The following is a 14,195-nucleotide window of genomic DNA, read 5'->3' as shown; positions in this document are numbered from 1 at the left end:
CGAAACACGGTAGGCCCGGTGTACCGCTTCCGAGGTGGGCACCCCGCACCGGCGCGGCGCGGCTCGCCGACGTCGCGCCGCTGTGGGACGCGGAGTCGGGCAGGCTACTGGTCGTCGCGGTGCGGGTTGCCGTCGTTGTCCGGGGAATCGAGGGCCCCCGGCCGCTGCCCCTTCCACATCCGGTACCCGACCACTGCGGCGACCAGGATCGCTATCGCGAGGATGATCAGTAGTTCCATACGGTGCGCTTACCCTTGCCCGGCTCGTTCAACCAGCGGATCGGCGCTGTTCAGCGTGACTGTGAGGGACGAGCCCGGTGACTCGACCCCGGCGCTGATCAGTGGCCACGCGGTTCCCGCAGGGGCACACCCTCCTCGGCCTTGATGCGCCGATGCTCGGCCACCACGATCAGTCCACCGGCGATCAGGCAGATCACGCCGGCGATCCCGGCGATGACCGCCCAGCCGGCGAAACCGTAACCGGCCGCCGTCAAGGTCAGGCCCACCATCACGATGCCCACGGCAGCCAGAATGATGCCCGGCCAGTTGCGCCGGTCCTCGATGGATTCTCCGGCGTGCGAGCGCGTGGTCCGTGCGTCGTCGGGGAAACGATGTTCACTCGGGGAATTGCTCTGATTCGGATCGTCGTGTCCGGCGACCATGGTCATGTCCTTCCTGTCGAGCCTGCGACCAGGGACATCGCAGCGAATACCCGTTGGGCGACGGTTGAATCAACCGGCCGGCGGCGGGTCCGGGCCGCCATGGCGCGGCCGAACCAATCGCTCATCCGTATGGAGATCCAGCGGTGGGGTCCGATCGCCACCGGTGGATTCCCGCCCGATCTCGACACCGCGGCCTGACCGATCACCCGGTACGCGCCGGTCAGGGCGCGACGGCGCCGATCCGTCGTCCCGCCGCGCGCATGGCGTCCGTGTCGGAGGCCACGATGATCTCGGCGAACCGTGATCGAAAGTCGCCCAGATCGGCACCGACCGAGCCCACCACCGCGTAGACCGGGACGGTCCCGGCCCGCGCGAGGACAGCCGAGATGATCTTGCCGGCCCGGGTCTGACCGTCGAGCCGGCCTTCGCCGACGACGATCGTGCTCGCCCGGTCGGCGAGAGTGTCGAATCCCGCGCTGTCGAGCACATACTCGGCGCCCGAGCGCAATTCGGCCCCGTACTGTGCCCACATTCCCCCCGAGAAACCGCCCGCCGCCCCGGTCGAGTCGACGTCGGAGGGGTCGCGCGGCAGTGTTCGAGCGGTATCGGCGAGGCGCCGGGTGAGTAGTTCGACCGTGGCGGGATCGGCACCCTTCTGCGGCCCGAAGACGCGTGCCGCCTCCACATAGCGGGTGGTCACATCGGTGAGCACGATGAGGGATGCCCCGCCGAGGCCACCCGATTCCTCGATGGCCGCGATCGCTCCGGCGCCGCCGTCGGTGGTGGCCGAACCGCCCGCAGTCACCACGATCCGCCGCGCCCCGCGCCGCACCGCCTCCGCGACCAGCATGCCCGTGCCGTAGGTACTGGCGGTGACGGGATCGCGCGGGCCGTCGTGCGGGGTGGTGATACCGCTGGCCGCGGCGATCTCGATGACGGCGGTGCCGTCCCCGGACAAGCCGAAGGTCACCGCGTGCGGGGCGCCCCAGGGGTTTCGTGCCGCGGCCGTCACCGTGCGGAGTCCGAGTGGCGCGGTGAGCGCGGCGAGGGTGCCCTCTCCGCCGTCGGCGACCGGGAGCCGAACCGCGGTCGCCCCGGACTCCTCGGCGCCCCCGGCGATGGCGTCGGCGACCTCGGCGGCGGTGAAGGTGCCTTTGAAACTGTCGGGACAGATGAGGATGGTCATATCACGCACACGCTCATGGCGGACGACTCTAGCGGGCTCGAATCGGCCCGGCCGAACGACGGCCGCGGGGGCTCCCGCGGCCGTCGTCGCGGCGATCAGGACTTCGCGGCGACACCGTTCTCTACGCGGTCACCGAGTTCCTTGTCGACATTGCGCCAGTATTCGAAAGCACGCTCGAGCACCGGCCGGCTCACACCGTCCAGCAGATGGCCGACGATATTGTGCACCAGCCGCTCCCGGGCCGCGTCGTCGAGGACATCGCGCACCATGGTCCCCGCCTGCCCCCAGTCGTCGTCCTCGGCGTGCAGCGTGTAGGCGCCGCGCACCAGATCGCCGTCGGTATGCCAGCCCGCCGGCTCACCGTAGCGGGCGGTATCGGGTCGCGGTCCGCCCTTGGAGTTCGGCGTGTACACCGGATCCGAGACCGGATGGATACGCATCGCGCCGTCCTTGCTGTAACTGTGCACCGGGACGTGTGGCGCGTTCACGGGGATCTGCTGGTAGTTGGAGCCCAGCCGGGCTCGGTGCGCGTCGGCGTAGGAGAAGATCCTGGCCAGCAGCATCTTGTCCGGACTGGGGCCGATACCGGGCACCAGATTGTTCGGCTGGAACGCCGCCTGTTCGATCTCGGTGTGGTTGTCGGTGGCGTTGCGGTCCAGCGTCATGCGGCCGACCTCGATCAGCGGATAGTCGCTGTGCGGCCACACCTTGGTGAGGTCGAAGGGATTGAACCGGTAGTTCTGTGCTTCGCCGAACGGCATGATCTGCATGTAGAGCGTCCAGCTCGGGTATTCGCCCCGATCGATGGACTGATAGAGATCACGCATGTGATAGTCGCTGTCGGCGCCCGCGAGGCGGTCGGCTTCCTCCTGGGTGAGGAAATCGATGCCCTGGTCGGTTTTGAAGTGGTACTTGACCCAGAACTTCTCACCGCCGGCATTGACCCACATATACGTGTGGCTGGAGTAGCCGTTCATATGCCGCCAGGTCTTGGGGATACCGCGATCGCCCATCAGCCAGGTGACCTGGTGCGCGGACTCCGGCGACAGGGTCCAGAAATCCCACTGCATATCGTGGTCGCGCAGATTGTTGTCCGCGCGGCGCTTCTGGGAGCGGATGAAGTTCTGGAACTTCATCGGGTCGCGCATGAAGAACACCGGAGTGTTGTTGCCGACCATGTCGTAGTTGCCCTCGCCGGTGTAGAAGCGCAGGGCGAAACCGCGCGGGTCGCGCCAGGTATCGGGGCTGCCGCGTTCCCCCGCGACCGTGGAGAACCGGGCGACCATCTCCGTCTCGGTACCCGGCTGGAAGACGGCCGCCTTCGTGTACGCGCTGACGTCGTTGGTCACCTGGAAGCGGCCGAAGGCGCCACTGCCCTTCGCGTGCGGCTGACGCTCCGGGATCCGCTCCCGGTTGAACTGCGCCATCTGTTCGATGAGGTAGTGGTCCTGCAACAGAATCGGCCCGTCCGGGCCGACGGTGAGTGAATGCTCGTCGCTTTCGACCGGAATGCCGGCATCGGTCGTCAGGATTTCGGGCTGCTCGCTGGTCATACTCTCGGCGTCTCCTTCCGAGCGAATGGACCGGCTCCGGGGCTGCGGAACCGGTGGCCTGATCGCGTGGCCGAATCGAGCGCGAGGAAGCGAAACCTGGCCCGGGCCGTCCACACACTAGCTCTTCCCAGAATGTCACCGGGCAATCAGGAAGGAAAGAAACGCGGCTGTCGATACGGTTGTATACGCAGGTCACCGTACATCGAGCAGTATCGCAGGGGGTCGGAGCCCAGGGCCCGCCCCGGGCCGAGAGGTGTCCGGGACCGACGGGCGACGGCGTCGGTCCCGGATCCGTGCTCAGACGTGCAGCAGCGCCGACGCGCGGTCGGCGATCTCGGTCCCTACCTCGGTGGTGGTCGCGGTGCCGCCGAGGTCCGGGGTGCGCGGACCGTCGTTGCCTAGGACATCGGTGACAGCCCGGTCGACCGCCGCGGCGGCGACGTGCTCGCCGAGGTGGTCGAGCAGCATGGCGCCCGCGAGAATCTGCGCCACCGGGTTGGCGATGCCCTGGCCCGCGATATCGGGCGCGCTGCCGTGGACGGCTTCGAACATCGACGGCGCGTCCCGGGCGGGGTTGATATTGCCGGAGGGGGCCAGCCCGAGACCGCCGGTGACGGCGGCGGCCAGGTCGGAGAGGATGTCACCGAAGAGATTGGAGCCGACGATGACATCGAGCCGGTCGGGGTGCAGCACGATTTCGGCGGCCAGCGCGTCCACGTGCATCTGCCGGGTCTGCACCGCCGGATACTCCGCGGCGATCCGCTCGAACACCTCGTCCCAATAGGGCATGGAGTGGATGAGGCCGTTCGATTTCGTGGCCGAGCAGACCCGCCCCGCGCGTTCGGTCGCCCGCTCGAAGGCGTAGCGGATGATCCGCTCGCAGCCGACCCGCGTGAAAACGGACTCCTGCAGAACGAATTCGTCCGGTCGGCCGGGATTGTGCCGGCCGCCGATCTCGGAGTACTCGCCTTCGGAGTTCTCTCGCACGATGAGCAGGTCGAGATCGGCGGCGGTGCGATCGCGCAGCGCCGAGGTGGTGCCGGGCAGCAGCCGGACCGGGCGCAGGTTCACGTACTGGCCGAAGGCCCGGCGCAGTGGGATCAGCAACCCCCACAGCGAGATGTGGTCGGGTACTCCCGGGAAACCGACCGCGCCGAGCAGAATCGCGTCGAACCCGGCGAGCTGCTCGGGACCGTCGGCGGGCATCATCGCGCCGGTACGCAGATAGTTCTCGCAGGACCAGTCGAATTCGGTCCATTCGATTCCGGGCAGTACCCGGTCGAGAACTCTCACCGCCTCGGCGGTGACATCGACGCCGATGCCGTCGCCCGGAATCGTCGCGATCCGATAGGAATTCACAGTGGCACTCCGATGTATTTGATCTCGAGGAATTCGTCGATGCCGATCAGGCCGCCTTCGCGGCCGAGACCGGATTCTTTCACCCCGCCGAACGGGGCCGCCGGGTTGGATACGACGCCCTGGTTCAAGCCGACCATTCCGGTGTCCAGAGCTTCGCAGATCCGCAGACCACGCCGCAGACCTTCGGTGTACACATAGCTGACCAGGCCGTAGGGGGTGTCGTTGGCGCGTTCCACGGCCTCGTCTTCGGTATCGAAGGTCGCGATGCTCGCGACCGGGCCGAAGACTTCGGTATGACAGATCTGTGCCTCGTCGGGCACATCCACCAGGACGGTGGCCGGGTAGAAGTGCCCGGGGCCGTCGAGTAGTTCACCACCCAGTAGGGCGCGGGCACCGCGGGCGCGGGCGTCGGCGACGAGTTCGGTCACCTTGGCCACCGCGTCGGCATCGATCAGCGGGCCGACCACGACCCCGGGTTCGGTACCGCGTCCCAGCGGCAGTTCGCCCATCCGCGCGGCCAGCCGTTCGGCGAATTCGCCGACGACGCCGCGCTGCACGAAGAACCGGTTGGCGGCGGTGCAAGCCTGGCCGATATTGCGCATCTTCGCTGCCAGCGCTCCTTCGACCGCCGCGTCCAGGTCGGCATCGTCGAAGACGATGAAGGGGGCGTTGCCGCCCAGTTCCATCGAGGTACGCATCACGGTCCGCGCGCACTGCTCCAACAGTTTCTTGCCCACCGCGGTCGATCCGGTGAACGACAGTTTCCGCGAGCGCGGATCGTGGATCAGCGGTGTCATCAGTGCGCTCGGGTCCGAGGTAGTCACCACGTTCACCACCCCGGCGGGAACCCCGGCTTCGTGCAGGATCTGGGCCAGCGCCAGGGTGCACAGCGGTGTCTGCTCGGCGGGTTTGACCACGCTGGTGCAGCCGGCGGCGAGCGCGGGCCCGATCTTGCGGGCGCCCATGGCCATCGGGAAGTTCCACGGCGTGATGAGCAGGCTGGGGCCGACCGGCTGCTTGGTCACCAGGAATCGGGCGCCGCCGCCGGGCGCGGGCATGTAGCCGCCGTCGAGGCGGACGGCTTCCTCGGCGAACCAGCGGAAGAACTCGGCGGCGTAGGTGATCTCACCGCGTGCTTCCGCCAGCGGTTTGCCCATTTCGAGGGTGGCGATCAGCGCGAGCCGATCGGCGTCGTCGAGCAGCATGCGGTGCGCGCGCATGAGGATCTCGCTGCGCTCCCGCGGGGCGGTGCGTGCCCAGTCGGCCTGTGCGGCCGCCGCGGCATCGAGTGCGGCCAGGCCCTCTTCGGGACCGGCGTCGGCGACGTCGCACAACCGGTGTCCGGTAGCCGGATCGAGAACGGGCATGGTTTCGGCGGTCGCACGTACGTGGCCGTCGATGAAGAGCCCGGTGGGTACCGACTCGACGGCTTTCCGTTCGGCGGCGGTGAGTATGGCTTCCGTGAGCATGGTGGATGCTCCTCCCTGTCGGCGGCCGGCCAGCCTGGCCATATTGTCGACAATCCTACAATACGGGGCAGTTCTCGTGGTGGGGAAGGGTCGGATTGCGCACATCGCGACGTCGCGACGACAATCCATCCATTTAGGACTGTTAACTAATTCGTTGCCGGGAAGTGACCCGAAGCTCGCGCCGGGCCGACAGACTTTCCGCAGCGGAATCGGGAACAGGGAATGTGAGTGTTGGATGGTCGTCGGTCACGGGGTCGAGCGGAATATCTTTCGTCCCGGGGATTTCCCGGATGAGCGCGGCAGATACGGGAGATTCGGCGGCAGATACGTCCCCGAGGGTCTCATGGCCGCACTGCTCGATCTGGAGAACGCTTACGATCTGGCGCGGGTGGACCCGGCTTTCACCCGGGAACTGACCGGATTGCTGCGGACTCGCGTCGGCAGACCCACATTGCTGCACCAGGTGCCGCGTTTCGCTGCGCGACTGGGAGCGGCGGCACCGAAGGTCTATCTCAAACGGGAAGATATGGCCCACACCGGGTCGCACAAGATCAACAATGCGCTCGGTCAGGGGTTGCTGGCCCGGCGGATGGGCAAACGCCGCCTCGTTGCCGAAACCGGTGCGGGGCAACACGGAGTAGCGGTCGCGACAGTGGCGGCGATGCTCGGTTTGAGTTGCACCGTATATATGGGTGCCGTGGATGCTGAACGGCAGCGGCCGAACGTGATCCGGATGCGGCTGCTCGGTGCCGAGATCAGGGTGGTGGAAACCGGGAACCGCCGGATCAAAGAGGCGATCACCGAATCCGTCCGGGATTGGGTCTCGCAGGTGGATACCACCCACTATCTACTGGGCAGTGCGGCCGGGCCGGCCCCTTACCCGCGTATCGTGCGGGATTTCCAGTACCCGATCGGAGCCGAGGCCCGGTCCCAGATCCTGACCGCCGAGGGCCGGTTGCCCGACTATGTGATCGCCTGTATCGGCGGGGGTAGCAACGCTCTCGGCGCGTTCCGGCCGTTCGTGGCCGATACCGGTGTCCGGTTGGTCGGCGCGGAGGCCGCCGGGCGCGGCATGGAGACCGGGGCGCACGCGGCCGCGCTGAGCGCCGGCAGCCCCGGGGAGATCGACGGCAGTTTCAGTTACCTGCTACAGGACGAGGACGGCCAGATCGCGGCGACGCACAGCGTCGCCGCGGGACTGGATTATCCGGGAGTCGGCCCGGAACTCAGCTACCTGAAGGACAGTGGCCGGCTCAGTTCGCTCCCCGTCACCGACGACCTCGCCTTACGCGGGATGCAGGAACTCGGGCACAGCGAGGGGATCATTCCCGCCCTCGAGTCGGCACACGCCGTGGGCTGTCTGATGGCCCTCGCCGAGCGCGGTGAACTGGCCGCCGACGCGGTCGTCCTGCTCTGTCTGTCCGGGCGCGGCGACAAGGACCTCGATATCGCCGCCCGGCAACTGGGCCTGTCCTGACCCGTCGGTAGCCGTGGTCGGGGCCGGCGGCCCGCCGGACGAACCGGCATGACCTCACTCACATGAGCCCGAGGGCCGGTCGGCGCCGGCCCGCCCGGACCAGCCGGTTCCGGCTGTGACCGGGAATACGGACGCCCGAAAACCGATTGATCCCGTGCGTAGCCGTCAGAAAAACTGGCTCGTCACCGATGAGCGCAGCGCAGCTCACCCGTCTGTTCTCACGTATACGCCGGCCAACGGTCCTCGCCGACCGGGCCGGGTGACATGCCAGTTCGCTCACGACCGCCGGAGGTAGCCGATGCCCGCCCTGTTATCCGTTCGCCGGACCGGAGGAGGTACCCCGGCCGTCGTCCGGTTGCTGGTCATCGCGACCTTCGTGGTGATCCTCAACGAGACCATCATGATCAATGCGATCCCGCGCCTGATGAACGACCTCGAGGTCACCGAGCGGGCTGCCCAGTGGGTCTCCACCTCCTTCATGCTCACCATGGCCGCCGTCATCCCGGTGACCGGCTGGTTCCTGCAGCGGGTCACCACCCGGCGGGCCTATGCGCTGGCGATGGGCATCTTCCTCGCCGGCACCGCGCTGTCGGCCGTGGCGCCCTCGTTCGCGGTGCTGCTCGTCGGCCGGATCATCCAGGCCGGCGGTACCGCGGTGATGATGCCGCTGCTGATGACCACGCTGATGACGGTGGTGCCCGAACGCGACCGCGGGCGGGTCATGGGCAATGTGACGCTGGCGATCTCGGTGGCACCGGCCATGGGCCCGGTCGTCTCCGGCCTGGTATTGCAGGTCGCGTCGTGGCGCTGGCTGTTCGTACTCGTGCTGCCGATCGCGGGTGTGGTCACCTGGTTCGGGCTGCGGCGGCTGGAGGACATCGGGGAACCGGAGACGGGTGCGATCGACTGGTCCAGCGTGGCTTTCGCCGCCCTCGGCTTCGGGAGCCTGGTGTACGGGCTGAGCCGCTTCGAGGCCGGTACGGTGACCACCCCGGCGCTGATCACCCTGGCCGGAGTGGCCCTGGTCGGCCTGTTCGTCGCCCGGCAGCTGTGGCTGCAGCGGCACGGTACTCCGCTGATGGACCTGCGGATCCTGCGTTCGGGTACCTACACCAAGGGCTTGATCCTGATGGCGATCGCGTTCCTGGCGATGCTCGGTTCGATGATGCTCTTACCGTTGTATCTGCAGAATCTGCGCGGTCTGTCGCCGCTCGAGACCGGTCTGCTGGTCATGCCCGGCGGTTTGGCCATGGGTCTGCTCGGACCGGTGATCGGCCGCCTGTTCGACCGGTTCGGGGGGCGCCTCCTGGTGATCCCGGGTTCGATCGGTATCACCGCCGCGCTGGCCGGGTTCACCCAGATCTCCGCCACCATGCCGTACTGGCAGCCGCTGGCCCTGCACGTCCTGCTGATGGTGTCGCTGGCCGCGGTGTTCACGCCGGTGTTCACGCTGGCGCTGGGTGCGCTGCCCGAGGACCTCTACTCGCACGGCAGTTCCATGCTGGGCACCCTCCAGCAGGTCGCCGCCGCGCTGGGTACGGCACTGGTGGTGACGGTGATGGCGAGCCGTACCACCGCACTCGAGGCCGCCGGCACCGATGCCCTGACCGCGCAACTCGACGGTATGCGACTGGCCTTCGTGGTATCGGCGGCGCTGTCGGTCATCGTGATCGTCACAGCGGTCCTGTTGCCGAACAGGGCCGACGCGCACGGCGAGACGGACGAGACCGAGAAGCCCGATCCCGAACTCGTGGAGGTCTGATCGCCCGATCCCGGATGTATTCGGCATATCGGTGCACCGGATCAGGCGAGGTCACCGCCGGGCCCGGACTGCCTCGCGGCGTCCTGCGGCCGCGAATCACCAGCCGTCACAAGAGCCCGCCCGCTGTCCGGTGATCAACGTTCCCGTGCTTCCGGATTGACCGGATACGGCGGAAGTTCGCCGCGCGCCATGGCCACGGCGTTCTCGGCGCAGCGGCGGGCCATCTCGGCGCGGACCGGGACCGTAGCGCTCCCGATATGCGGCAGCAGCACGGTATTGGGCAGTTCGGCCAGACCCGGCGCCAGCCGCGGTTCGTCCTCGTACACATCGAGACCCGCGCCCGCGATCGTCCTCGCGCGCAGCGCTGCGACCAGCGCGGGCTCGTCCACGATCGGTCCGCGCGCGGTATTGATCAAGATCGCCGATGATTTCATCGATCGGAGCACGGATTCGTCTACGAGGTGACGGGTCTGCTCGGTCAGCGGGACGTGGACCGAGAGATAATCGCTGGTGGTAATAAGTTCGGGCCACGGCAATTGCCGTACCCGCCCGGCGAATTCACCGAGTTCCTCCTCGCTCACGACGCGATCACCGGGTGGGCGTGGGCTGAAGTTCACCGTCATTCCGAAGGCGAGCGCGCGCCGCGCGGTGGCCCGTGCGATCCGGCCGAATCCGGCCAGCCCCAGGGTTCGGCCGCTGACATCGTGGCCCAGCAACAGCTCCGGTTCCCAGCCGCGGAATTCCCCGGACCGGACCAGACTGTCGGCTTCGACGCACCGGCGCGCGACGGCCAGGATCAGCAGCAGCGTCAGGTCGGCCGTCGCATCGGTGAGTACCCCGGGCGTATTGCCCACAAGGATCGAGTTCGCCGTGGCCGCGGCGATATCGATGTTGTTGTAGCCCACCGCGAAATTGCTGATTCCGTCGATCTTCGCCCGTTCCAGCAGCGCGGCGTCGAATTCGTCCTGTAGTTGAGCCACGACTACCCGATGATCACCGGACGCGCAGGCATCCGCCAGCTCGTCACGCGTCATCCGGGCCGCGGCCACGGTTACCGATCCGGCAGCTTCCAGCAACCGCATACCGGGGTCGGGCAGCGGGGTGGTGACCAGGAAATCGGTGGCCGTCACGACCGGTCGCCGATCACCCATTCGAATGCGCGCGCCTCCGAGCGCGCGCCCTGGGCAGTTCTGGCACGGTTGGGTTCGCCCAGATCGGCGAGCAGCGCCTCCCCGGTCTCGATCACGGTCGCCAGGACGGCGGGCGTGAGCCAATCGGGCCGGGTGGCGAACAATATGTCCTCGGTGGCGGTGTTGCCGCTCGCGCCGGGCGCGAACGGGCAGCCGCCCAGTCCGCCCAGCGAACCGTCCACCAGCGTGGCGCCCGCGTCGATGGCCGCCAGGGTGTTCGCCACGCCGAGGCCCCAGGTGTCGTGGCCGTGGTAGACGATTCGGCGTGGGGGAGTACTCTGCCCAACCGCTTGTATCAGCTGTTGTACCTGCGCGGGTACCGCCTGGCCCAGGGTATCGGCGACGACGATATCGGCGGCGCCTTCGGTACGCGGATCCGCGGCGATGCCCAGTACCCGCGCGGGATCGACGACACCCTCGAACGGACAGGTGAACGCGGTCGCGATACACAACTGGATGGCGCCGTCGCAGTCACGTGCGAGTTCGATAGCGGCGGGCATCGCGGCGACACTGTCCTCTGTACTGCGTCCTATATTGGCCTGGTTGTGTGAGTCGGACGCCGACAAGCAGTACTGGAAATTTCGCGCGCCCGCCGCGGCGGCCTTCTCGACATGGCGTGGTGTGGCGACCCACACCCAGCATTTCGCGAGTTCGGACGGTGTCAGTGCCGCGATCACCTCGAGCGAATCGGCCAGCGGAGGCACCAGGTCCGGGCGGGCCATGGACCCGATCTCCAGCTCCGGCACACCGAGTGCGAGCAGTTCACGGACCAGCGCCACCTTCCGCTCGGTGTCCAGCTGTTTTCCGGTGAGCTGCAGTCCGTCGCGCAGCGTCACATCACGCAAATGCGCCGTGGGTGTGTAGGTGAAGGTCATCCCGAAACCTCTGCTTCCGAAGTGCCTGTGACGGCGTCGATTTCGTCCCGGTGCGGCGTAGTACCGTGGCGAGTACCTCGCGTGTGTGTTCACCCAGGTCGGGGCCGATTGTACGGATCGGCAGCGAGGCCCCGCCGATCACCGGGACGATCCCGGCGAAGCCCACGGTCGCCGGTTCGTGGGTGCCGGGGTCCACCTGGAACCGCTGGATCATGTTCCGCCCGGCATATTTGTCGTCGGCGCAGATATCGGCCGCAGTGTATATCGGCCCGACGGCACCCGGCCGCGTCGAGGATCCGCAATGCGTCGGACCGGGTGTACCGAATGGTCCAGTCGGCGATCGCGGCAACCAGTTCGTCGCGGCGGGCCCAGCGGCCGGCGTTACCGCCCAGATCCGGGTCGGCGCCCAGATCCGGCCGGCCGATGGTTTCCACATAGCGCCGGAAGACGGCATCGCCGTTGCCCGCCACGATGATGCTGGCGCCGTTGCGACACGGATAGGCGTCAACGCATTGCCAGGTGGTTGCCCACCTGCCGTGAGCTGGATACGGTGGCCTCACCACCGGCTGCGGCCCGCAACTGATCCGCGGCCCCACTGTGCCTGTCTCATCCGGGCTCGTCCCATCCGGCCGCAAGGCCCCGTCATCGCCCGACTTGTGCGACCCCGTCACGGAACACGGAGGACACGCAATGCCGATACACGAAACCCCCTGGCCGGCCGGCACGCCGTGCTGGGCCGACTGCCAGGTCGACGATACGAACCGGGCCCGCGAGTTCTACCGCGCCCTGTTCGGCTGGGAGATCGCCGACAGTGCACCCGAGGCCGGTGGTTATCTGATGGCGTTGCGTAACGGTCGCCCGGCCGCCGGAATCGGTCCCAAACCGCCCGGGTCCCCGGTGCCCTCGACCTGGACGACCTACATCGCCAGCGATAGCGCCGATGACACCTCCGCCGCGATCGTGGCCGCCGGCGGCACCGTCCTTGCCGCACCCTTCGACGTGCTGGACGCGGGCCGAATGCTCGTCGCTACCGATCCCACCGGCGCGGCGTTCGGAGTCTGGCAGGCGAAACAGCATTTCGGTGCCGGGGTCTACAACGAGCCCGGAGCCTATTGCTGGAACGAGCTGCACACCGACGGCTACCAGCGGGCGCAGGAGTTCTATGCACAGGTGTTCGGCTGGACGTTCACCGAGATCGGTGACGGTGTGAACGTCGACTACGCGACCTTCGCCCTCACTCCGGACGGTGAACCCGTCGGCGGTCTCAACGATTCCACCAAGAATCCCGGTGCCGGACCGTCCTATTGGCTGGCCTGGTTCCAGGTGGAGGACACCGACGCCGTTCTCGCCTCGGCCACCGGTTCGGGCGCGACACTGCTGATGGGTCCCGACGACAGCCCGTTCGGTCGAATGGGCGTGCTCACCGCGCCGCAGGGCGAGACCTTCGGCGTCATCGATACGTCACAGGCCACCGAGATGCGGTCCTGACCCCTACAGGCGGGCGATGCGACCGCGCCGACCCGGCGGCCGCGGCTCGGTCAGGCCGGTTGCGGGGCAAGTTTGCGTAGCGGCTCGTCCAGTTCCGCGCGGTAGAAATCGAGGAACCCGTCGGGGTCCGGCCCAGCGTTCTGCATCACCAGATGATCGAACCCGGCGTCCACGAAGGGTTGGGTGACGTCGAGGTAGCGCTGCGGGTCCGGGCCGCAGGCGAACTTCTCCACCATGTCCTCCTCGCGCACCGTCGCGGAGGCTGCCGCGAAATTCACCGGGTTCGGCAGTTCGCTCATCACCTTCCAGCCGGTCACCGCCCAGCGCGTGGTGTCCAGGGCGGCGCGGGCCGCGGTGTGCTCGTCGGGTGCCCAGGCCATCGGGACCTCGGCGTAGCGCGGGCCGTTGCCGCCGGCTGCCTCGTAACGGGCCACCAGTTCGGGCTTCGGTTCGGTGGCGAAGAGCCCGTCGCCCAGTTCCGCGGCGATTTCGGCAGCGTTCCCACCACCGGCTGCTACCGCGATCACCGGCAACTCTTCGGGGAGGTCGAACACCCGAGCGTCGGACAACTGCAGATACCGGCCGTCATATGACCGGTATCCGCCGCGCCACAGCAACCGGATGATCTCCAGCGCCTCCCGCAGCAGCTGATGGCGGCCGGCGACATCGACCGGGAAACCGGTCCCGACGATATGCTCGTTGAGGCGTTCGCCGGAACCGACACCCAGGGTGAAACGGCCCTCGGAGAGCAGGGCCAGGGTGGCGGCCGCCTGCGCGATGATCGCGGGGTGGTATCGCACGGTCGGACAGGTGACACCGGTGGCGAGTCCGATCCGATCGGTCTCGGCCGCGATGGCGCCGAGTACGGACCAGACGAAGGGCGAGTGCCCCTGGTTGTCGAGCCACGGGTGGAAATGGTCGCTCATCTCGACGAAATCGAATCCGGCGGCTTCGGCGCGGACGGCCTGCCGGACCAGTTCCGCGGGGCCGAATCCCTCGGCGGCGAGTTTGTAGCCGATTTCCATGGTTCCTCCGAACGCTGTAGTCGTCGATGGGCACCGGGTGCCGGGGCACGCGGGTGGCGGCGCCGGACGCATGCGCGATACCCGGACGCCTCCATCGGAAACCGGCGGCGCGCCGTCAGCCGGCCGGGGGCCAGGTTTCGGTGAGGCGCT

General features: G+C 67.9%; 12 protein-coding genes and 1 pseudogene. 3 read left to right on the top strand and 10 right to left on the bottom strand.

Features of this window, described 5'->3' with window-relative positions:
• Positions 1–104: 104 nt before the first annotated feature.
• The 6 genes from OG405_RS15650 to OG405_RS15620 all read right to left on the bottom strand — a co-directional run bounded on the left by OG405_RS15650 (position 105) and on the right by OG405_RS15620 (position 6,228).
• Complete coding sequence (locus tag OG405_RS15650; RefSeq protein ID WP_327147233.1) at positions 105–239, bottom strand: hypothetical protein; 135 nt, start codon at positions 237–239, stop codon at positions 105–107.
• A gap of 98 nt (positions 240–337) precedes the next feature.
• Positions 338–661 carry a hypothetical protein gene (locus OG405_RS15645; protein ID WP_327152347.1) on the bottom strand — a complete coding sequence of 108 codons (324 nt, stop codon included), beginning with the start codon at positions 659–661 and terminating at the stop codon, positions 338–340.
• 220 nt (positions 662–881) lie between these two features.
• On the bottom strand, positions 882–1,847 hold the full coding sequence (locus OG405_RS15635; protein WP_327147232.1) for a glycerate kinase: 966 nt from the start codon (positions 1,845–1,847) through the stop codon (positions 882–884).
• 95 nt (positions 1,848–1,942) lie between these two features.
• Positions 1,943–3,400 carry a catalase gene (locus OG405_RS15630; RefSeq protein ID WP_327147231.1) on the bottom strand — a complete coding sequence of 486 codons (1,458 nt, stop codon included), beginning with the start codon at positions 3,398–3,400 and terminating at the stop codon, positions 1,943–1,945.
• A 297-nt stretch (positions 3,401–3,697) separates the two neighbouring features.
• A complete protein-coding gene (locus tag OG405_RS15625; RefSeq protein ID WP_327147230.1) occupies positions 3,698–4,759 on the bottom strand; it encodes a tartrate dehydrogenase in 1,062 nt (353 codons plus the stop codon).
• Positions 4,756–6,228 (bottom strand): NAD-dependent succinate-semialdehyde dehydrogenase, encoded by a 1,473-nt coding sequence (locus OG405_RS15620; protein WP_327147229.1) that lies wholly within the window; start codon positions 6,226–6,228, stop codon positions 4,756–4,758. The genes OG405_RS15625 and OG405_RS15620 overlap by 4 nt, the downstream gene beginning before the upstream one ends.
• Before the next feature lie 235 nt (positions 6,229–6,463).
• On the opposite strand from OG405_RS15620, the gene trpB reads away from it, so the two are divergent.
• Together trpB and OG405_RS15610 are read left to right on the top strand one after the other, a co-directional pair.
• Entirely contained in the window at positions 6,464–7,705 is a 1,242-nt protein-coding gene (gene trpB, locus OG405_RS15615; protein WP_327147228.1) for a tryptophan synthase subunit beta, read from the top strand.
• A 298-nt stretch (positions 7,706–8,003) separates the two neighbouring features.
• Entirely contained in the window at positions 8,004–9,467 is a 1,464-nt protein-coding gene (locus tag OG405_RS15610; protein ID WP_327147227.1) for an MDR family MFS transporter, read from the top strand.
• Between the two features lie 134 nt (positions 9,468–9,601).
• Here the strand turns inward: OG405_RS15610 and OG405_RS15605 are convergent, their stop codons facing one another.
• The 3 genes and pseudogenes from OG405_RS15605 to OG405_RS15595 form a co-directional block, all read right to left on the bottom strand.
• Positions 9,602–10,618 (bottom strand): 2-hydroxyacid dehydrogenase, encoded by a 1,017-nt coding sequence (locus OG405_RS15605; protein WP_442790561.1) that lies wholly within the window; start codon positions 10,616–10,618, stop codon positions 9,602–9,604.
• Complete coding sequence (locus OG405_RS15600) at positions 10,594–11,532, bottom strand: hydroxymethylglutaryl-CoA lyase (protein WP_327147226.1); 939 nt, start codon at positions 11,530–11,532, stop codon at positions 10,594–10,596. The genes OG405_RS15605 and OG405_RS15600 overlap by 25 nt, the downstream gene beginning before the upstream one ends.
• Positions 11,529–12,038 (bottom strand): annotated as a pseudogene (locus tag OG405_RS15595) (CoA transferase); the annotation flags it as partial. The pseudogene OG405_RS15595 and the gene OG405_RS15600, both read right to left, overlap by 4 nt.
• A gap of 184 nt (positions 12,039–12,222) precedes the next feature.
• Between OG405_RS15595 and OG405_RS15590 the strand changes: the two are divergent.
• Positions 12,223–13,020: a VOC family protein gene (locus OG405_RS15590; protein WP_327147225.1), complete on the top strand. Its 798-nt coding sequence runs from the start codon at positions 12,223–12,225 to the stop codon at positions 13,018–13,020.
• 50 nt (positions 13,021–13,070) lie between these two features.
• Here OG405_RS15590 and OG405_RS15585 read toward each other — a convergent pair whose 3' ends face one another.
• Entirely contained in the window at positions 13,071–14,045 is a 975-nt protein-coding gene (locus OG405_RS15585; RefSeq protein WP_327147224.1) for a TIGR03557 family F420-dependent LLM class oxidoreductase, read from the bottom strand.
• Positions 14,046–14,195 lie beyond the last annotated feature (150 nt).

The sequence above is a fragment of the Nocardia sp. NBC_01329 genome, from assembly GCF_035956715.1.
Taxonomy (GTDB): Bacteria; Actinomycetota; Actinomycetes; order Mycobacteriales; family Mycobacteriaceae; genus Nocardia.
Note: the sequence above shows the minus strand (reverse complement) of the source record. Positions and strands in the feature narration are given on the sequence as shown.

Coding starts and splice junctions, on each gene's coding strand:
- OG405_RS15650 (WP_327147233.1), bottom strand. CDS start 239: ATGGAACTACTGATCATCCTCGCGATAGCGATCCTGGTCGCCGCAGTG.
- OG405_RS15645 (WP_327152347.1), bottom strand. CDS start 661: ATGGTCGCCGGACACGACGATCCGAATCAGAGCAATTCCCCGAGTGAA.
- OG405_RS15635 (WP_327147232.1), bottom strand. CDS start 1,847: ATGACCATCCTCATCTGTCCCGACAGTTTCAAAGGCACCTTCACCGCC.
- OG405_RS15630 (WP_327147231.1), bottom strand. CDS start 3,400: ATGACCAGCGAGCAGCCCGAAATCCTGACGACCGATGCCGGCATTCCG.
- OG405_RS15620 (WP_327147229.1), bottom strand. CDS start 6,228: ATGCTCACGGAAGCCATACTCACCGCCGCCGAACGGAAAGCCGTCGAG.
- trpB (WP_327147228.1), top strand. CDS start 6,464: ATGGTCGTCGGTCACGGGGTCGAGCGGAATATCTTTCGTCCCGGGGAT.
- OG405_RS15610 (WP_327147227.1), top strand. CDS start 8,004: ATGCCCGCCCTGTTATCCGTTCGCCGGACCGGAGGAGGTACCCCGGCC.
- OG405_RS15605 (WP_442790561.1), bottom strand. CDS start 10,618: ATGGGTGATCGGCGACCGGTCGTGACGGCCACCGATTTCCTGGTCACC.
- OG405_RS15600 (WP_327147226.1), bottom strand. CDS start 11,532: ATGACCTTCACCTACACACCCACGGCGCATTTGCGTGATGTGACGCTG.
- OG405_RS15590 (WP_327147225.1), top strand. CDS start 12,223: ATGCCGATACACGAAACCCCCTGGCCGGCCGGCACGCCGTGCTGGGCC.
- OG405_RS15585 (WP_327147224.1), bottom strand. CDS start 14,045: ATGGAAATCGGCTACAAACTCGCCGCCGAGGGATTCGGCCCCGCGGAA.